The 18,372-nt window shown below is 70.9% G+C and carries 17 protein-coding genes and 1 tRNA gene; 15 read left to right on the forward strand and 3 right to left on the reverse strand.

Annotated elements, in window-relative coordinates:
- Nucleotides 1-228: 228 nt before the first annotated feature.
- From GWI24_RS21900 to GWI24_RS21910, 3 genes are all read left to right on the forward strand, one after another.
- Nucleotides 229-738, forward strand: a complete 510-nt coding sequence (locus GWI24_RS21900) for an SRPBCC family protein (protein ID WP_210947618.1) — start codon at nucleotides 229-231, stop codon at nucleotides 736-738.
- 66 nt (nucleotides 739-804) lie between these two features.
- Nucleotides 805-879: transfer RNA gene (locus GWI24_RS21905), tRNA-Val, on the forward strand.
- Between the two features lie 114 nt (nucleotides 880-993).
- Nucleotides 994-1,365 (forward strand): VOC family protein, encoded by a 372-nt coding sequence (locus GWI24_RS21910; RefSeq protein WP_210947619.1) that lies wholly within the window; start codon nucleotides 994-996, stop codon nucleotides 1,363-1,365.
- A gap of 40 nt (nucleotides 1,366-1,405) precedes the next feature.
- Here GWI24_RS21910 and GWI24_RS21915 read toward each other — a convergent pair whose 3' ends face one another.
- Nucleotides 1,406-2,131: a 3'-5' exonuclease gene (locus GWI24_RS21915; protein WP_210947620.1), complete on the reverse strand. Its 726-nt coding sequence runs from the start codon at nucleotides 2,129-2,131 to the stop codon at nucleotides 1,406-1,408.
- A gap of 160 nt (nucleotides 2,132-2,291) precedes the next feature.
- Here GWI24_RS21915 and GWI24_RS21920 point away from each other — a divergent pair, with 160 nt between their 5' ends.
- From GWI24_RS21920 to GWI24_RS21935, 4 genes are all read left to right on the forward strand, one after another.
- Nucleotides 2,292-2,870, forward strand: a complete 579-nt coding sequence (locus tag GWI24_RS21920; protein WP_374103328.1) for a DUF4365 domain-containing protein — start codon at nucleotides 2,292-2,294, stop codon at nucleotides 2,868-2,870.
- Complete coding sequence (locus GWI24_RS21925; RefSeq protein ID WP_210947621.1) at nucleotides 2,870-4,072, forward strand: hypothetical protein; 1,203 nt, start codon at nucleotides 2,870-2,872, stop codon at nucleotides 4,070-4,072. The genes GWI24_RS21920 and GWI24_RS21925 overlap by 1 nt, the downstream gene beginning before the upstream one ends.
- Before the next feature lie 217 nt (nucleotides 4,073-4,289).
- The gene (gene thrS / locus GWI24_RS21930) at nucleotides 4,290-6,269 is read left to right on the forward strand and encodes a threonine--tRNA ligase (protein WP_210947622.1); all 1,980 of its coding nucleotides are present in this window, start codon (nucleotides 4,290-4,292) and stop codon (nucleotides 6,267-6,269) included.
- A 91-nt stretch (nucleotides 6,270-6,360) separates the two neighbouring features.
- Entirely contained in the window at nucleotides 6,361-6,927 is a 567-nt protein-coding gene (locus GWI24_RS21935) for an HIT domain-containing protein (RefSeq protein ID WP_210947623.1), read from the forward strand.
- 240 nt (nucleotides 6,928-7,167) lie between these two features.
- On the opposite strand, the gene GWI24_RS21940 is transcribed toward GWI24_RS21935, so the two are convergent.
- Entirely contained in the window at nucleotides 7,168-8,820 is a 1,653-nt protein-coding gene (locus GWI24_RS21940; RefSeq protein ID WP_210947624.1) for a hypothetical protein, read from the reverse strand.
- 245 nt (nucleotides 8,821-9,065) lie between these two features.
- Nucleotides 9,066-11,273: an elongation factor G-like protein EF-G2 gene (locus GWI24_RS21945; protein WP_210947625.1), complete on the reverse strand. Its 2,208-nt coding sequence runs from the start codon at nucleotides 11,271-11,273 to the stop codon at nucleotides 9,066-9,068.
- A 206-nt stretch (nucleotides 11,274-11,479) separates the two neighbouring features.
- Between GWI24_RS21945 and pgsA the strand changes: the two genes are divergently transcribed.
- From pgsA to ruvC, 8 genes are all read left to right on the forward strand, one after another.
- The gene (pgsA, locus tag GWI24_RS21950) at nucleotides 11,480-12,148 is read left to right on the forward strand and encodes a phosphatidylinositol phosphate synthase (protein WP_210947626.1); all 669 of its coding nucleotides are present in this window, start codon (nucleotides 11,480-11,482) and stop codon (nucleotides 12,146-12,148) included.
- The gene (locus GWI24_RS21955) at nucleotides 12,145-13,098 is read left to right on the forward strand and encodes a phosphatidylinositol mannoside acyltransferase (RefSeq protein ID WP_210947627.1); all 954 of its coding nucleotides are present in this window, start codon (nucleotides 12,145-12,147) and stop codon (nucleotides 13,096-13,098) included. Before pgsA ends, GWI24_RS21955 begins: the two co-directional genes overlap by 4 nt.
- Nucleotides 13,095-14,255: a glycosyltransferase family 4 protein gene (locus GWI24_RS21960; RefSeq protein ID WP_210947628.1), complete on the forward strand. Its 1,161-nt coding sequence runs from the start codon at nucleotides 13,095-13,097 to the stop codon at nucleotides 14,253-14,255. Before GWI24_RS21955 ends, GWI24_RS21960 begins: the two co-directional genes overlap by 4 nt.
- Before the next feature lie 224 nt (nucleotides 14,256-14,479).
- Entirely contained in the window at nucleotides 14,480-15,037 is a 558-nt protein-coding gene (locus GWI24_RS21965; protein WP_210947629.1) for a hypothetical protein, read from the forward strand.
- A 228-nt stretch (nucleotides 15,038-15,265) separates the two neighbouring features.
- Complete coding sequence (gene pdxS, locus GWI24_RS21970; protein WP_210947630.1) at nucleotides 15,266-16,186, forward strand: pyridoxal 5'-phosphate synthase lyase subunit PdxS; 921 nt, start codon at nucleotides 15,266-15,268, stop codon at nucleotides 16,184-16,186.
- Nucleotides 16,187-16,277: 91 nt separating this feature from the next.
- Nucleotides 16,278-16,898, forward strand: coding sequence for a pyridoxal 5'-phosphate synthase glutaminase subunit PdxT (pdxT, locus tag GWI24_RS21975; RefSeq protein WP_308343907.1), 621 nt, complete (start codon nucleotides 16,278-16,280; stop codon nucleotides 16,896-16,898).
- 117 nt (nucleotides 16,899-17,015) lie between these two features.
- Nucleotides 17,016-17,768 carry a YebC/PmpR family DNA-binding transcriptional regulator gene (locus tag GWI24_RS21980; protein ID WP_037951606.1) on the forward strand — a complete coding sequence of 251 codons (753 nt, stop codon included), beginning with the start codon at nucleotides 17,016-17,018 and terminating at the stop codon, nucleotides 17,766-17,768.
- Nucleotides 17,769-17,914: 146 nt separating this feature from the next.
- Nucleotides 17,915-18,372 (forward strand): crossover junction endodeoxyribonuclease RuvC (gene ruvC, locus GWI24_RS21985; RefSeq protein WP_210947631.1); only part of this gene is annotated, 458 nt, incomplete at its 3' end.

Below are 18,372 nucleotides of genomic sequence, written 5' to 3' on the forward strand. Positions count from 1 at the left end.
GGGCTAGGGGGTGCCTTGTGGATCAGGCTGGATCAGCGAGCGGCTTCTGGTGCGGGGGGCACCTCCCAGCGGTAGCCGGGGGAGCATCGCATGGCGCGGGAGGAGAGCGCAGCGGCGCTGCGCGCGACGAGCGCAACGCCGCGAGGCGCCGTGCCAGACGCCGGGAGCCCAGCATGATCCGCAAGACACCCCCTGGCCACGCCGTCACGGCCGGACCACACTGAGGGCATGGACTGGTGCCATTACCGCTTCCGCAGCCGGTGGGACCTCGACGCTCCGCCCGCCGCCGTCTTCGCGGTGCTGGCGAACGGCGACGACTATCCGCGGTGGTGGCCCCAGGTCCGTGAGGTCCGGCGGATCGACGAGCGCAGCGGCGCCGCCCGCTTCCGCTCCCTCGTCCCGTACGACCTGCGGCTGATCGTCAGCGAGGCGCGGCAGGACCCGGCGGACGGCGTGCTGGAGATCGGCTTCGCGGGCGATCTGGAGGGATGGGCGCGCTGGACGGTGCTGTCCCAGGGGACCGGCACCCGCGCCCTCTTCGAACAGGAGGTGGTGGCCCGCAAGCCGCTGCTGCGCCGTCTCGCGCTCCCCGGGCGTCCCGTCTTCCGGGCCAACCACGCCCTGATGATGCGCGCGGGGCTGCGGGGGCTGCGGGCATACCTCGCCGCGCGGCCCGCCGGTCCGGCCGGGGTGCCGCCCGGTCCGGCCTCCGGGCCCTCCGGCGGAAATGCGGTTTGAACCAAACCCGCCGCGACCTGTATTGTTCAGGTCGTTCCGCCGGGGAGACCCCGAAGAGAACAACCCGGGCGATTAGCTCAGTGGGAGAGCGCTTCGTTCACACCGAAGAGGTCACTGGTTCGAACCCAGTATCGCCCACCACCCCAGGAGGCCGGGCCGCCAGCAGGCGGCCCGGCCTCCGGTTTGTGTGCTTGTACGGCCAGGAGCGGGGTATCCGGATAGAACTTCCGTGGGTGACGATGTGGAGGGGAACTCATGGCCGTCGCGACCGCAGCCGTCCTGTCCTTGGACTGTGCCGAACCCGAAGAACTCGCCGAGTTCTACGCCCGGGTGCTCGGCGCCGAGATCCAGCCGCTGACCACCCCCGACCGGGTCGAGATCGTCGCACCCGGCGGGTCGCGGATGGCCTTCCTGCGGGACCACGGCTTCGCCCCGCCGAGCTGGCCACGGCCGGACGACTCCCAGCAGGCGCATCTTGACCTGCTGGTGGAGGACATCGACGCCGCGGAGCGCCAGGTCGTCGACCTGGGCGCGCGGCCGCTGGACACCAAGTGCAACGGTGGTCTGCGCGACATACGGATCTACTCCGACCCGGCCGGCCACCCCTTCTCGCTCCGCCGGGCCTGACGCCGCACCTGAGTGGTCAAGCGCGCACCGCGTTCGAACGTCAGGCCGCGGCCTGGAGGTCCGGCCGCAGCGGCCAGGCCGGATCGCAGACCTCGTCCGAACCGTTGAGCGCGAACCACGCCTGCAGCCCCCGGGCCTGCGCCGCGTACCAGACCGTCTGGCGGGCGTGCAGTTCGGCGGGCGTCAGCGTCTCCAGGCGGGAGGCGAACCGGCGGCCCACCGCCCGTACGACCTGCAGTGCGGCCGCCGCGTCCGCCGCCGCGTCATGCGCGCCGGTCAGCTCCACGCCGTAGTGCGCACACAGATCGATCAGGGTGCGGCGGCCCTTGCGATAACGGTCCAGATGCTTGTCCAGCACCCGCGGATCCAGGACGGTCATCGAGCGCAGCGAAAGATAGCCCGCCAGGCTGGAGTTGCGATGCCGCTTCAACTCCCGGTCCAGCAGGGTCAGATCGAACGGCGCGTTCATGATCACCACCGGGGTGCCCCGGGTGACCTGCTCCGCTATCGCCCGTGCCACCTCGTCCACCACCGGCGCCGGCCATCTGCCGTGACGCTGGAGATGAGCGTCGGTCAGACCGTGTATCTCGGTGGCGGCCGGCGGCACCGGCACACCCGGACTCACCAGCCAGCGCCGGATCTCCGGCAGGCTGCCGGTCCCGCGCTGCACCACCAGGGCCGCCGATACGATCCGGTCATGCTCGACATCGACACCCGTGGTCTCCGTGTCAAAGGCGGCGAGCGGCCCTTCGAACCAGGACGGCATGGCCTCAACTCCTCGTGCATTTCCCCTCGATGACTTCTGATCCCGCCCCGACCAGGTGATACCCGGAGGGAGGACCTCGAACCGCCGCTGTTTGCCGAGGTCCTGACGCGGAGACAACACAGGTGTACGAAGCCGGCGACGACCGGAAGGCGTCACGGACATGACGCTCGCAACACCCGACCCGGCCCCGACGGCGAGCGGCCTTGCCCTGAGCGGATCACCTCCCGTGCGTGGCCAAATCGCCACCACCGCCTGTATGGAGACCCTTCAGGTGGGCTATCTGCACGCGGTGGCCGCGGCCGCGGGCTGCTCACTGGCCCAGCCCTTCCCCGACCACGGCATCGACTGGCACGTCAGCCACAGCGCGCGCGGCCACGCCGTGGACGACGAGGTCACCATCAAGGTGCAGCTCAAGGCCACGTACCAGATCGCGCCGGACCCTCCGGGGCCGACCTTCGCCTTCACGCTCGACAACGACCACCTGGTCAAGCTGGCCCGCAGCCCGGTCTCCGTGCACAAGATCCTCGTGGTGATGATCGTGCCGCGCAGCCAGGAGGACTGGCTGCGAGCCGGGCATGACCGCCTGTCCCTGCGCCACTGCTGCTACTGGATCAATCTGGCCGGCCACGCGGTCACGGGCCGCCGCCGGACCACCGTGCGGATCCCGACCTCGCGGATCTTCGACGACCGCGCGCTCTGCGAGATCATGACCCGGGTCGGGGCGGGAGGGAGACCGTGATGGACCGACCATGGCCCCAGGACGACCCGGCACCCCTGTCGGTCCCGCGCCCCGACGAGGTGGATCCGGCCGTCCTCGGCGCCCTGCTCGCCCGGCACGGCTGGCGCCGCCGCGGCGGCGCCCCGGGGGCGTATGCCCGCTGGACCCCGCCGGGCCGGCTCGCGGGCGGCACCAGCCTGCTGGTGCCCGAGAGCCGGGACTTCCCCGACAGTGGCGATCTGCTCGGCGAGGCGCTGATGGCGCTCAGCCGCAGCGCCGCCCCCTCCGCCCGCGAGGTGCTCACCGGCCTCGCCGTGCCCAGCGACGAGATCCGCTGGCGGCGCGAGGTGCCCGAATCCCCCGGTGGCACCTCCGCCTGGACCGCGCAGGAGCGGCTGCGCGCCGCCGCCCGCGACACCCTGCTGGCCGGGGCGCTCGCCGCCCGCGGCCGCGCGGGCTACTACGGCGCCCGGCACCGCCGCGCCGCCGAGGCGTCCCTGGAGCGGGTGCTGACCGGGCCCCAGGGCGCCGAGTCCGGCGGCCGTGAGCTGACCGTCTTCGTGCCCGTCGAGGAGGACGGCCGCGCCACCGCCGTCACCCTGCTGCGCGCGCTGTACGCCCTGCGGGACGCCGCCGACTACCACCGGACGACCGGGGGCATGGAGGCGTATGACGCGGCGGTCGAGGCGGGGGCCAGCCGGGAGCTGACCGAGGCGGTGATCGCGCTGGTCCAGGGCACGGAGGGGGCCCGGGTGGCGCTGGAGTGGTCACCGGCCGCCGGTCCGCCGCCGGGGTTCGCCGCCCGGCCCGATCCGGTGGAGTTCTCGCCGGGCGACCTCCCGGGGTTAAGAGAGGCGGGCGCCCGCTATGTCCGGGATGAGCCGTCCGTTCCTGTATGTCTGACGGGCGCGGTGGTGCGGCTGCGCCGTACCGGTTCCGGCGGTCCCGGGACGGTGCGGCTGCGGGTGCTCTCCGGGGCGGAGGTCGCACAGGTGCGGATCACCCTGGACGAGGAGGATTACCGCATCGCCGGCCATGCCCATCTGGTGGGGCTGCCGATCCGGGTGCGGGGGCGGCTGGAGAGCCGCGGCGGCTTCCGGCGGCTCAGCGGGGCCGGCGGCGTCACCCCGGTCCAGGTGGACGAGGCCGAGCGGGACCGGCTGGTCAAGTCGCTCCAGGAGAACCTGGACTTCTTCGAGGAGGCGTGCGGCGGCGGCCCCTGACCGCCGCCGGGGGTCGTGATGGCGTCGGACGAGGGCCGCCCCGGGTGGGTGGCGGCGTCCGTCCGACGGCCCTCGCGCGCGGTGACGGCGTCCGGTGACCGTCGCCCCGCGCGGTGATGGCGTCCACAACCGTTTCGCGGTCCCGCCCGTCGGCTCGGTACGATTCACGCTGCGCGGCATTCGCCGCGGGGAGCCATCCATCAGTCAGGAGAGACCGGTGTCAGACGTCCGTGTGATCATCCAACGCGATTCCGAGCGGGAAGAACGCGTGGTGGCCACGGGCACTACGACGGCGGACCTCTTCGCCGGCGACCGCTCGATCGTCGCCGTGCGCGTGGGCGGGCAGCTCAAGGACCTGGCGTACCGGCCGGCCGAGGGCGACGAGATCGAGCCGGTGGAGATCACCAGCCAGGACGGTCTGGACATCCTGCGCCACTCCACCGCCCATGTGATGGCCCAGGCGGTGCAGGAGCTGTTCCCGGAGGCGAAGCTGGGCATCGGCCCGCCGATCAAGGACGGCTTCTACTACGACTTCGACGTCGAGACCCCGTTCCACCCGGACGATCTCAAGCGCATCGAGAAGAAGATGCAGGAGATCCAGAAGCGGGGGCAGCGGTTCTCCCGCCGCGCGGTCACCGACGAGGAGGCGCGCGAGGAGCTGTCCGCCGAGCCGTACAAGCTGGAGCTGATCGGGCTCAAGGGGTCGGCCGCGGACGCCGCCGAGGGCGCGTCGGCCGAGGTCGGCGCGGGCGAGCTGACCATCTACGACAACCTCGACGCCAAGACCGGCGAGCTGTGCTGGAAGGACCTGTGCCGCGGTCCGCACCTGCCGACCACGCGGAACATCCCGGCCTTCAAGCTGATGCGCAGCGCCGCCGCGTACTGGCGGGGCAGTGAGAAGAACCCCCAGCTCCAGCGGATCTACGGCACCGCCTGGCCGACCAAGGACGAGCTGAAGGCGTATCTGGACTTCCTCGCCGAAGCCGAGAAGCGCGATCACCGCAAGCTGGGCGCGGAGCTGGACCTGTTCTCCTTCCCCGACGAGCTGGGCTCGGGCCTCGCGGTGTTCCATCCCCGGGGCGGTGTGATCCGCAAGGAGATGGAGCAGTACTCGCGCAAGCGCCACGAGGAGGCGGGGTACGAGTTCGTCAACACCCCGCACATCACCAAGGCGCGCCTCTTCGAGACCTCCGGCCATCTGCCGCACTACATGGACGGCATGTTCCCGCCCATGGAGTTCGAGGGCCAGGACTACTACCTCAAGGCCATGAACTGCCCGATGCACAACCTGGTCTTCCGGGCGCGCGGGCGGTCCTACCGCGAGCTGCCGCTGCGGCTCTTCGAGTTCGGCACGGTCTACCGGTACGAGAAGTCCGGCGTCGTCCACGGCCTGACCCGGGCCCGGGGTTTCACCCAGGACGACTCCCACATCTACTGCACCAAGGAGCAGATGGCCGATGAGCTGGACAATCTGCTCACCTTCGTGCTGGACCTGCTCCGCGACTACGGCCTGAGCGACTTCTATCTGGAGCTGTCCACCCGGGACGACTCCGACAAGTTCATGGGCAGCGACGACCAGTGGGAAGAGGCCACGGAGGAGCTGCGCAAGGCCGCCGAGAAGCAGGGCCTGGAGCTGGTCATGGACCCGGGCGGCGCCGCCTTCTACGGCCCCAAGATCTCGGTCCAGGCCCGGGACGCGATCGGCCGCACCTGGCAGATGTCGACCATCCAGGTCGACTTCAACCAGCCGGCCCGGTTCGAGCTGGAGTACACCGCGGCGGACGGCTCCCGTCAGCAGCCCGTCATGATCCACCGGGCGCTCTTCGGCTCGATCGAGCGCTTCTTCGCGGTGCTGCTGGAGCACTACGCGGGCGCCTTCCCGGTGTGGCTCGCCCCGGTCCAGGCGGTCGGCATCCCGATCGGCGACACCCATGTGCCGTACCTGGAGGAGTTCGCCGCGCAGGCCAAGGCGAAGGGCCTGCGGATGGAGGTGGACTCGTCCTCGGACCGGATGCAGAAGAAGATCAGGAACGCCCAGAAGTCCAAGATCCCGTTCATGGTCATCGCCGGTGACGAGGACGTCGCGAACGGTGCGGTGAGCTTCCGCTACCGCGACGGCTCGCAGAAGAACGGCATCCCGATCGACCAGGCGCTGGCCGAGATCGCCGACGCCGTGGAGCGCCGGATCCAGGTCTGATCCAATAGCGGTCTCCACGGAGGCCAGGATTCCGAGGGGCGGCCCTGACCAGGGCCGCCCCTCGGCTCTTCCTCACCCCTGCGGGGCGAATATGCTGGCCCGCATGACGAGTGAGCCGGAACAGCAGATCGGAGTGGGGACGCCTGACGCGTTCCAGCGCCTGTGGACGCCCCATCGGATGGCCTACATCCAGGGGGAGAACAAGCCGACCGGCCCGGGCGCGGGCGATGGCTGTCCGTTCTGCTCCATTCCGGAGAAGTCCGACGAGGACGGCTTGATCATCGCTCGCGGCGAGTCCGTCTACGCCGTGCTCAATCTGTATCCGTACACCGGCGGCCATCTCATGGTCGTCCCGTTCCGGCACATCGCCGACTACACCGAGCTCACCGCCGAGGAGACGGTGGAGCTCGCGGAATACACCAAGGCCGCCATGACCGCGCTGCGTACCGCCTCGGGTGCGCACGGTTTCAACATCGGCATGAACCAGGGGACCGTGGCGGGCGCCGGAATCGCGGCGCATCTGCATCAGCATGTGGTGCCGCGCTGGGGCGGGGACACCAACTTCATGCCCGTGATCGGCACGACCAAGGTGCTGCCGCAACTCCTCGCCGACACCCGCCGGTTGCTCGCCGACGCCTGGCCCCAGCCGGGGGCCTAGGGTCCTTCTGGCGGATCTCCGCGGCGTCGCGGCGCCCTGCACGCACTCTCGGCGCACCGCGCGAAACCCCAAGTAGCTCCGCTACGAGGGCTTCCCCGCGGCACGCCGAGAGCACGCACCGGGCGCCGCTCCTTCCTCCACGGAGACCCGCCAGAAGGACCCTAGCAACCGCTCATGGGTCGGGCCCTGGCCGTGTGGCCAGGGCCCGACCCATTTGCGGTTGCCTTACGCGTCGTGCCCTTACGCGTCGTACAGATCGGCCTTCTTCGGAGCCGCCTCCTGGACCTGGCCGCTGAGGGCCAGCGAGCGGTTGCCGAAGCGCTCGGTGTCCACGCCGTGGTGCTTGAGCACCCCGATGGCCGCCTCATGGACCACCCGCAGCACCGGGGTCGCGGCGCGCAGCGCGTCGTCCGCCATGAAGCGGTGCCGCCAGGGCTTGTCCGCCCAGGCGTGCCGCAGACCGAACGGCTCGGGCAGCACCAGCTTGCCCCCGAGGTGGTCCAGGATCGGCGGGTACCAGGTGAAGGGGGCGCGCGCGGCCAGCCGCACGACCTCCTTCGTGTTCACCAGCGGCAGCGGGATGGATTTGGTCTCCCAGAACCGGAAGGTCTTGGCGACCGTCTTGGAGGGCGCCGAGGGCTTGCTGGTGAACAGCGGGTGCACCGGCCCCAGCGCATGCCCGGTGACCTCGATCCGCAGCGTCTTGTGCAGCAGGGTCACCGTGATCATCAGGGTGATCACCAACTGGCCGTCCCAGAGCACGAACTGGACACCCAGGTAGTGCCGGTCACCGGCGCCGAACTGCTGCTGGTCGCAGATCCGCTGGAGCTCGACGCCCTTTATCTGGAAGCCCTCCTCCTCGGAGGTGCCGCCGCGCTCGACCGCCTTGGCCCCCTCGCCGATCGGCGAGACCACCCAGTGACGCACGGAGGGGGTGGGGAAGCCGCCGGTGTGCAGCGGGGTGCGCTCCAGCATGCGCAGCTGGTCGTGGATCGCCCGTATGACGTCCCAGCTGCGGAAGGGGTCGATCTCCTTGTCGGGATCGGCCGAGACCAGGTCCTCGGCCAGCTGCCAGCTGCCCCAGCGGGTGCCCATGCCCAATATGCCCTTGGGGCCGGCGTAGAAGACCACATTGCTGTACTGCTCGGCGGTGAGCTTGTGGAGCGCCTTGCGGAGCTCCTCGGCGGCGGTCTGGCCCGGGTGGTTGGGCACCGTCTCGGGCACCTTGGCGCCGATGCCGCCGCCGGAGAGCAGCCCGCCCCAGGAGTCCCGGAGGTCCTTGGCGGTGCGCTCGCAGATCTGCTTGGCGATGTACCAGCCGATGATCGGGGCGACCACGACGCCCCGGAGATAGATCCCCCAGAAGCCCCCGAAGGGCAGCTTGATCAGGAAGATGACGACCATCACCCCGAGCGCCACCAGCAGCGCCGTGCCGAGCGCACCCATCCGCTTGTCCTGGGCCCCGGCGACCGAGCGGCGCAGCTGGAAGGCGCCGAGCCAGAGCAGCACTCCGGGCAGGAACAGCAGCCCGAAGATCACCATGACGGCGGTGAGCCGGGCGTCACGGGTCTTGCGGATGCGGTTGGCGGCCAGACAGTGCTCGACGACCGTCTGGGGCTCTATGCCGAAGGACTGGATCACCTGGCCCCGGCCGCCGCCGAGCATTCTCGTCTGGACGGCGCGCGCGAACGCCTCGCCCAGATTCGGTTCGAAGAGCGAGATCCTCGGCTTCTTGACCTCCGAGACCGTCCACTCCGAATTGGCGTCGAGCAACTTTGCCACGGGGTCGTCGCGGTAGGCGGCCGACGCGAGTGCCTGCGTCGCCGCCGTCTGTCCCGCCGCTCCCGACAGGGGAACCTGCGCCCCGGGACTGAAGTCGAATCCGTCCGTCACCAACGCCCCCAATACGGCACGCTCTTGCGCTGCGACCTCAGCGTATCCGGGGTGTGCACCGCCTGTCGCCAGGGCGTGTGCGGCCTGTGGAAAACCCTCGTGGAGAAGACCGCCCGCGGAACCGCCGGTGGACGGCCTACGGCGAAGGCCCGCCCGCCCCGGCGCGGTTGGGGCGGGCGGGCCGTGACATACGCCACGGACGGGCCGTGACATGGCCGTGCACTACGCCATGGACGGGCCCTGAACTACGCCTCCGCGGCGACTTGTTCGCGCATCCGCTCGGCCAGCTGGTGGGGCATCGGCTCATGCCGGGCGTAGGAGCGGCTGAACCGTCCCGTGCCATGCGAAAGCGATCGCAGATCGACCGCGTACCGACCGATCTCGATCTCCGGCACATCCGCCTTGATCAAGGTCTGTCCGCCGCCGGACTGTTCGGTGCCGACGACCCGGCCGCGCCGGCCGGACAGATCGCTCATGACGGCGCCGACATAGTCGTCCGAGACCAGTACGCCCACCTCCACCACCGGTTCCAGCAGATCGATCCGGGCGTCGGCGGCCGCCTCGCGCAGCGCGAGCGCGCCCGCCGTCTGGAAGGCGGCGTCGGAGGAGTCCACCGAGTGGGCCTTGCCGTCCAGCAGCGTGACTCGCACATCGACCAGGGGATACCCGGCGGCGACGCCGCGCGCGGCCTGGCCGCGTACGCCCTTCTCGACGGACGGGATGAACTGCCGGGGCACCGCGCCGCCCACGACCTTGTCCACGAACTCGATGCCCGAGCCCTCCGGCAGCGGCTCCACCTCGATCTCGCAGATCGCGTACTGGCCGTGCCCTCCGGACTGCTTGACATGGCGGCCGCGCCCGGCCGACTTCGCCCCGAAGGTCTCGCGCAGCGAGACCTTGTACGGCACCGCGTCCACCTGGACGCCGTACCGGCTGCGCAGCCGCTCCAGCGCGACGTCCATATGCGCCTCGCCCAGGCACCACAGCACCACCTGATGGGTGTCGGGGTTCTGCTCCAGGCGCATCGTCGGGTCCTCGGCGACCAGCCGGGACAGGCCCAGCGACAGCTTGTCCTCGTCCGGTTTGCTGTGCGCCTGGATGGCCACCGGCAGCAGCGGATCGGGCATCTGCCAGGGCTCCATCAGGAGCGGCTGGTCCTTGGACGAGAGGGTGTCCCCGGTCTCGGCGCGGGTCAGCTTGGCCACGCACGCCAGATCGCCCGCGATGGCCTGGGGGAGGGTGCGCTGCTGTTTGCCGAAGGGCGCGGACAGGGCGCCGACCCGCTCGTCCACGTCGTGGTCCTCATGGCCGCGGTCCTCCAGACCGTGTCCGGACACATGGACGGTCTCGTCGGGGCGGAGGGTGCCGGAGAAGACCCGCACCAGGGAGATCCGGCCGACATACGGATCGGAGGAGGTCTTGACCACCTCGGCGGCCAGCGGACCGTCCGGATCGCAGCTCAGCGGCGGGCGGGCGGCGCCCTGCGGGGTGGTGACGTCGGGCGTCTCGCGCTCCAGCGGGGACGGGAAGCCGCCGGTCACCAGGTCCAGCAGTTCGACGGTGCCCAGGCCCTGCTTGGACCCCGCCGCGGCGGGCGCCGCCGCCAGCACGGGGTGGAAGCTGCCGCGTGCGACGGCCTTCTCCAGGTCCTCGATCAGCGTCTTGACGTCGATCTCCGCACCGCCGAGATAGCGGTCCATGAGGGTCTCGTCCTCGCTCTCGGCGATGATCCCCTCGATGAGCCGGCCGCGGGCCTCCTCGACCAGCGGCAGCTGGTTCTCCTTCGGCGGTGATTCGGTGCGCGTCCCCGAGGAGTAGTCGAAGACCCGCTGGGTGAGCAGCCCGATGAGCCCGGTCACGGGGGCGTGCCCGTCCGGTCCCGGCTCGCCGCGCAGCGGCAGGTACAGCGGCAGTACGGCGTCGGGGTCGTCGCCGCCGAAGCTGTCCCGGCACAGCTCGGTCATCTCCTCGAAGCTGGCACGGGCGGCTTCGAGGTGGGTGATCACGATGGCGCGCGGCATCCCGACCGCGGCGCACTCGTCCCAGATCATGCGGGTGGCCCCGGTGATGCCCAGGGCGTCCTGGGCGGCCGAGACAACGAAAAGGGCCGCGTCCGCCGCTCGCAGACCGGCCCTGAGTTCCCCGACGAAATCGGCATAGCCCGGGGTGTCCAGGAGATTGATCTTCATCCCGCCCCATTCGACGGGGACCAGCGACAGCTGGATCGAACGCTGCTGCCGGTGCTCGATATCGTCGTAGTCCGAGAGACAGCCGCCGTCCTCGACCCTGCCCGCTCGGTTGACCGCGCCCGTCGCCAGTGCGAGGGCCTCCACCAGCGTCGTCTTTCCGGTCCCACTGTGGCCGACCAGAACCACATTCCGCAGGGAGCTGGGCCGGTCGGCCGCCACTGCCCTTCCGGCGGCCCCTGGGTGTGTACTCGTCTTGTCGCCCATGTGTCTCGCCTCCCGGTCGACACCTTGCGATACTTCGAGCTTTCCACCCCTGTAACGGTGCGTCCATACGTCACACATGCGGCCGTACCGCGCACGGGGTTACGGAGCCGTCCGACAGGTGCACGGCGCCCCTTCGGGGCGTGGCTACGATGGGCGCGCCGGTGGCCTCTTGACCACCCGGCCCGTTTCGACCCCCCGGGAAGGCCATGCTGAACAAGTACGCGCGTGCATTCTTCACGCGTGTTCTCACACCGTTCGCCGCCCTGCTGATCCGTCTCGGGGTCAGCCCCGACGCGGTGACCCTCACCGGCACCGCCGGCGTGTGCGCGGGCGCACTGGTCTTCTATCCCCGGGGGGAGTTCTTCTGGGGCACCGTCGTCATCACGCTGTTCGTCTTCTCCGACCTGGTCGACGGCAATATGGCACGGCAGCTGGGGCGCTCCAGCCGCTGGGGCGCGTTCCTCGACTCCACGCTGGACCGGGTGGCCGACGGCGCGATCTTCGGCGGTCTGGCGTTGTGGTACGCGGGCCGCGGGGACGACAATGTGTTGTGTGCGGTGACGATCTTCTGCCTCGCCAGCGGCCAGGTGGTCTCGTACACCAAGGCCCGTGGCGAGAGCATCGGCCTGCCGGTGAATGTCAACGGGCTGGTGGAGCGTGCCGAGCGGCTGGTGATCTCGCTGGTGGCGTGCGGCTTCTCGGGGCTGCACAAGTTCGGCGTGCCGCATATCGACATCCTGCTCCCGATCGCGCTGTGGATCGTGGCCGTCGGCAGCGCGGTGACCCTCGTCCAGCGGGTGGTGACGGTGCGCCGGGAGGCCGCCGAGGCGGACGCCGGGGAGCGGACGGTGCCCCAGGGGGGCGAGGCGCGGTGAAGGAGAGGCTGACCGACGCGCTGTACGGACTCGGCTGGAGCGTGGTCAAGAAGCTCCCGGAGCCGGTCGCCGTGGCGCTGGGGCAGCGCATCGCCGACCAGACGTGGAAGCGGCGCGGCAAGGGCGTGCTGCGCCTGGAGGCCAATCTGGCGCGCGTGGTGCCGGACGCCTCGCCCCGGCGGCTGGCCGAGCTGTCGCGGGCGGGCATGCGCTCGTACCTGCGCTACTGGATGGAGTCCTTCCGGCTGCCGGCGTGGAGCCCGGAGCGGATACGGGGCGGCTTCGACGTCAAGGACGTGCACTATCTGGTGGACGGTCTCGCCGAGGGCCGGGGCGTGATCCTGGCGCTGCCGCACATGGGCAACTACGACCTCGCCGGGGCCTGGGTGACCACCCATCTGGGAGTGCCCTTCACCACGGTCGCGGAGCGGCTGAAGCCGGAGTCGCTGTACGACCGGTTCGTGGCCTACCGCGAGGGGCTGGGCATGGAGGTGCTGCCGCACCAGGGGGGGAGCGCCTTCGGGACGCTGGCGCGGCGGCTGCGCTCGGGCGGTCTGGTGTGTCTGGTGGCCGACCGCGATCTGTCGGCCTCGGGCGTGGAGGTGTCGTTCTTCGGCGAGCGGGCGAAGATGCCGGCCGGGCCCGCCGCGCTCGCCCTGCAGACCGGCGCCCTGCTGCTGCCGGTGACCCTCTGGTACGACGAGTCGCCGGTGATGCGGGGGCGGGTTCACCCGCCGGTCGAGGCGCCCGGGGACGGGAACCGCGCGGAGCGGATCGCCGTCATGACCCAGGAGATGGCCGACGCCTTCGCCTCGGGGATCTCCGAGCACCCGGAGGACTGGCACATGCTGCAGCGGCTGTGGCTCGCGGACCTGGACCGCGGTCCAGGAAGCGCTGGAAGTCCCGAGGGCCACGGAAGCCCTGGGCGCCCTGAAATGGAGAAGCCTTGAGGATCGGGATCGTCTGCCCGTACTCCTGGGATGTCCCAGGCGGCGTCCAGTTCCACATCCGCGATCTGGCCGACCATCTGATCCGGCGCGGCCACCAGGTCTCCGTGCTGGCCCCCGCGGACGACGAGACGCCGCTGCCGCCGTACGTGGTCTCCGCGGGGCGTGCGGTGCCGGTGCCGTACAACGGCTCGGTGGCCCGGCTGAACTTCGGGTTCCTGTCGGCCGCGCGGGTGCGCCGCTGGCTGCACGACGGCGCCTTCGACGTCATCCACATCCACGAACCCACCTCGCCCTCGCTGGGGCTGCTGGCCTGCTGGGCGGCCCAGGGGCCGATCGTCGCGACGTTCCACACCTCCAATCCCCGCTCCCGGGCCATGATCGCCGCGTATCCGATCCTCCAGCCGGCGCTGGAGAAGATCAGTGCGCGGATCGCGGTGAGCGAGTATGCGCGCCGGACGCTGGTGGAGCACCTGGGCGGCGACGCGGTGGTCATCCCCAACGGCGTCGATGTGGGCTTCTTCGCGGACGCCGAGCCGAAGGAGGAGTGGCAGGGGGAGACGATCGGCTTCATGGGCCGGATCGATGAGCCCCGTAAGGGACTGCCGGTGCTGATGCGCGCCCTGCCGAAGATTCTCGAGGCCCGGCCGGGGGCGCGGCTGCTGATCGCCGGGCGCGGTGACGAGAAGGAGGCCGTGGCCGATCTGCCCGCTCCGCTGCGGGAGCGCGTGGAGTTCCTGGGGATGGTCAGCGACGAGGACAAGGCGCGGCTGCTGCGCAGCGTCGATGTCTACATCGCGCCCAATACGGGCGGCGAGAGCTTCGGCATCATCCTCGTCGAGGCCATGTCGGCGGGGGCCGCGGTCCTCGCCAGCGATCTGGACGCGTTCGCCCAGGTGCTGGACGGGGGAGCGGCGGGTGAGCTGTTCGCCAACGAGGACGCCGACGCCCTGGCGGCGGCCGCGGTACGGCTGCTGGGCGACGAGAGGCGGCTGGCCGAGCTGCGGGAGCGGGGCAGCCGGCACGTACGGCGCTTCGACTGGTCGACGGTGGGGGCGGACATCCTCGCGGTCTACGAGACGGTGACGGACGGGGCGTCGTCGGTGGCCGCCGACGACCGTACGCGGCTGTGGGCGCGGCTGGGGCTCGCGAGGGACTAAGCGCTCCGCTGGAAGTGTTGCGATGGGTCGTCGGTCGGCTGCGGTGCCGTCGTGGCTGGTCGCGCAGTTCCCCGCGCCCCTTCGGGGCGCTGTCCGAACCGTAGCGAGCTTCCTCCGACCTGCTCAGGACCCGCCCGGAGGGGCCTCACACCGCCGCGCGCGGCGGCCCCGGCTGAGGGCTCCGCCCCGGACTCCGGGGGCGGCAGGCGGTAGCGTGGAGGGCCGTGAGCACCTTGATCTGGATCGCGGTCGCACTGGTCGTCATCGCCGCCTACCTGAGCTGGACCGCGGGACGCCTCGACCGGCTGCACAGCCGTCTGGACGCGGCACGGGCCGCGCTGGACGCGCAACTGCTGCGGCGTGCCTCCGTCGCCCAGGAGCTGGCCACCGCCGGAGTGCTCGATCCCGCCGCCTCGATCGTGCTCTACCAGGCCGCGCACGCCGCCCGGCAGTCCGAGGAGGAGCACCGCGAGGTCGCCGAGAGCGAGCTGAGCCAGGCGCTGCGGGCCGTCTTCGAGGACAGTGCCCAGGCCGAGGCGGTACGGGAGGCGCCGGGCGGCGAGGACGCGCTGGGGGAGCTCACGGAGGCGGTAAGGCGGGTGCCGATGGCCCGCCGGTTCCACAACGACGCGGTGCGCGCGGCGCGGGCGCTGCGCCGCCATCGGATGGTGCGCTGGTTCCGGCTGGCGGGCCACGCTCCGTTCCCGCTCGCCTTCGAGATGGACGACGAGCCACCGGCGGCGCTGGGGCGGGTGCCGGGCACCGAGGAAGCCGAGCGCTGAGGAGCCCCTGTGCCGAGGGGGTGACCGCCCTTCGCGTACCGAGGATTCACCGGTCGCTTCGAGCCACCGGCCTTTGATTGGCCCTTGCCGATCCCCGCCCCGACGCGGTTTTGTCATTCGTGTAGCACACACGCTCGTGACCTGGACCAGATGGCCGGGTCATGTACCGGTATCGAACGGCCCTACGATGGGCTCATCGCACTTTTCATTATCGAGTGAGGTCAAACCGTGTCCATCACGCCCGCCAGCACGTCCAACTCCGACGCCCCCGCGACCGGCACCGCCCGCGTCAAGCGCGGTATGGCCGAGCAGCTCAAGGGTGGCGTGATCATGGACGTCGTCACCCCCGAGCAGGCCAAGGTCGCCGAGGACGCCGGAGCCGTCGCGGTCATGGCCCTCGAGCGGGTGCCGGCCGACATCCGTAAGGACGGCGGCGTGGCCCGGATGTCCGACCCGGACATGATCGAGGGCATCATCAACGCCGTCTCCATCCCGGTGATGGCCAAGTCGCGGATCGGCCACTTCGTCGAGGCGCAGGTGCTGCAGTCGCTCGGCGTCGACTACATCGACGAGTCCGAGGTGCTCACCCCGGCCGACGAGGTCAACCACAGCGACAAGTGGTCCTTCACCACCCCGTTCGTCTGCGGAGCCACCAACCTGGGCGAGGCGCTGCGCCGGATCGCCGAGGGTGCGGCCATGATCCGTTCCAAGGGCGAGGCCGGTACCGGCAATGTCGTCGAGGCCGTGCGCCACCTGCGTCAGATCAAGGGCGAGATCGCCCGGCTGCGGGGCCTGGACAACCACGAGCTCTACGCGGCCGCCAAGGAGATCCGCGCCCCCTACGAGCTGGTCGCCGAGATCGCGCAGACCGGCAAGCTGCCGGTCGTGCTGTTCTCCGCCGGTGGCGTCGCCACCCCGGCCGACGCCGCGCTGATGCGCCAGCTCGGCGCCGAGGGCGTGTTCGTGGGCTCCGGCATCTTCAAGTCGGGCGACCCGGCCAAGCGCGCCGCCGCGATCGTGAAGGCCACCACCTTCTACGACGACCCCAAGGTCATCGCGGAGGCGTCCCGGAATCTCGGCGAGGCCATGGTCGGCATCAACTGCGACACCCTCCCCGAGGCCGAGCGCTACGCCAGCCGCGGCTGGTAACCGGCGCCCGTACGGCACCACATGGCACCACGCGCCCCGGCCCGTCGGCCCGGCGCGTGGTGCCCCTGACGTTCGAGAGGTCTTCGCTTCCGTGACTACGTCGTCCATACCGGCTACGTCCACCGCCGACGCCCCCGTGATCGGTGTGCTCGCCCTCCAGGGCGATGTCCGCGAGCATCTCGCCGCGCTCACCGCGGCCGGGGCCTCGCCCCGGCAGGTCCGCCGGCCCGAGGAGCTCGCCGAGGTCGCGGCCCTGGTGATCCCCGGGGGCGAGTCGACCACCATGTCCAAGCTGGCGGTCATCTTCGGGCTGCTCGAGCCGCTGCGCGAGCGGGTCCGGGCCGGGATGCCGGTGTACGGTACGTGCGCGGGCATGATCATGCTCGCGGACAAGATCCTCGACGGCCGGGACGACCAGGAGACCATCGGCGGCATCGACATGATCGTGCGCCGTAACGCCTTCGGCCGCCAGAACGAGTCCTTCGAGGCCGAGGTCGACATCCAGGGCATCGAGGACGGCCCGGTCGAGGGGGTCTTCATCCGCGCGCCGTGGGTCGAGTCCGTGGGCGGTGGTGCCGAGGTGCTCGCGACGTTCGACGGGCACACCGTCGCCGTCCGGCAGGGCAATGTCCTGGCGACCTCGTTCCACCCCGAGCTGACCGGGGACCACCGGGTCCACCGGCTCTTCGTGGACATGGTGCGGGGCGCGTAGCGCTCGGTCGAGGGTGGTGGCGGGAGACGGGAGGGCCGTCCTCGCCGCAGGCTGGGCCGATCCCGGTAGGATCTCAGGCGTTCGTACAGCAATGGGTTACGCGAAGGAGACAGGCGGATGTCCGGCCACTCTAAATGGGCTACGACGAAGCACAAGAAGGCCGTGATCGATGCCAAGCGCGGCAAGCTCTTCGCGAAGCTGATCAAGAACGTCGAGGTCGCGGCCCGGATGGGCGGTGCCGATCCGGAGGGTAACCCGACGCTCTTCGACGCCATCCAGAAGGCGAAGAAGCAGTCGGTTCCGAACAAGAACATCGACAGCGCGGTCAAGCGTGGTGCCGGCCTGGAGGCCGGTGGCGCCGAGTACGAGACGATCATGTACGAGGGCTACGGCCCCAATGGCGTGGCCGTCCTCATCGAGTGTCTGACCGACAACCGCAACCGCGCGGCCTCCGACGTCCGCGTCGCCATGACGCGCAACGGCGGCTCGATGGCCGACCCGGGCTCCGTGTCGTACCTGTTCAACCGTAAGGGCGTCGTCATCGTCCCCAAGGGCGAGCTCACCGAGGACGACGTGCTGGGCGCGGTCCTGGACGCGGGCGCCGAGGAGGTCAACGACCTCGGTGAGTCCTTCGAGGTCATCAGCGAGGCCACCGACCTGGTCGCGGTCCGCACCGCCCTCCAGGAGGCGGGCATCGACTACGACTCGGCCGATGCCAACTTCGTGCCCACGATGCAGGTCCAGCTCGAGGAAGACGCCGCGCGCAAGATCTTCAAGCTGATCGACGCTCTCGAGGACAGCGACGACGTGCAGAACGTCTTCGCCAACTTCGACGTCTCCGACGAGGTCATGGCCAAGGTGGACGCCTGACGGCGGATCGGCACGGCGGTCGACGAAAGGGACGGGCCGGCGGGGCAGCACCCCACCGGCCCGTCGGCGTTGTCCGCGGGTGTTGTCGGCGGCAGCCGCTAGCCTGCAGGAACAGGTGACCGAAGCGCGGTGAGGGGAGGGGCGCGGTGCGTGTGCTGGGCGTGGACCCGGGGCTGACCCGGTGCGGCGTCGGTGTGGTCGAGGGGGTCGCGGGCCGCCCGCTGCGGATGCTCGGCGTCGGCGTCATACGGACCGGGGCGGACGCCGCGACCGCCGACCGGCTCGTCCTCATCGAGCGCGGCATCGAGGAGTGGCTCGACGCCCACCGGCCGGAATTCGTCGCCGTGGAGCGGGTGTTCAGCCAGCACAACGTCCGCACCGTCATGGGCACCGCGCAAGCCAGCGCCGTCGCCATGCTGTGCGCGGCCCGCCGCGGGCTGCCGGTCGCGCTGCACACTCCCAGCGAGGTCAAGGCGGCCGTCACCGGATCCGGGCGCGCCGACAAGGCGCAGGTCGGCTCGATGGTGACCCGGCTGCTGCGGCTGGACGCGCCGCCCAAACCGGCCGACGCCGCCGACGCGCTGGCGCTCGCCATCTGCCACAT

Origin of the sequence: Streptomyces sp. MK37H, from assembly GCF_018035285.1 — a bacterium.
Lineage (GTDB): Bacteria > Actinomycetota > Actinomycetes > Streptomycetales > Streptomycetaceae > Streptomyces > Streptomyces endocoffeicus.

Excerpts from the sequence above, each read along its gene's own strand:
- GWI24_RS21945 (WP_210947625.1), bottom strand. The coding sequence starts at position 11,273 with ATGGGCGACAAGACGAGTACACACCCAGGGGCCGCCGGAAGGGCAGTG.
- GWI24_RS21925 (WP_210947621.1), top strand. The coding sequence starts at position 2,870 with ATGGACCGACCATGGCCCCAGGACGACCCGGCACCCCTGTCGGTCCCG.
- GWI24_RS21935 (WP_210947623.1), top strand. The coding sequence starts at position 6,361 with ATGCTGGCCCGCATGACGAGTGAGCCGGAACAGCAGATCGGAGTGGGG.
- GWI24_RS21920 (WP_374103328.1), top strand. The coding sequence starts at position 2,292 with ATGACGCTCGCAACACCCGACCCGGCCCCGACGGCGAGCGGCCTTGCC.
- GWI24_RS21980 (WP_037951606.1), top strand. The coding sequence starts at position 17,016 with ATGTCCGGCCACTCTAAATGGGCTACGACGAAGCACAAGAAGGCCGTG.
- GWI24_RS21900 (WP_210947618.1), top strand. The coding sequence starts at position 229 with ATGGACTGGTGCCATTACCGCTTCCGCAGCCGGTGGGACCTCGACGCT.
- pgsA (WP_210947626.1), top strand. The coding sequence starts at position 11,480 with ATGCTGAACAAGTACGCGCGTGCATTCTTCACGCGTGTTCTCACACCG.
- GWI24_RS21910 (WP_210947619.1), top strand. The coding sequence starts at position 994 with ATGGCCGTCGCGACCGCAGCCGTCCTGTCCTTGGACTGTGCCGAACCC.
- GWI24_RS21915 (WP_210947620.1), bottom strand. The coding sequence starts at position 2,131 with ATGCCGTCCTGGTTCGAAGGGCCGCTCGCCGCCTTTGACACGGAGACC.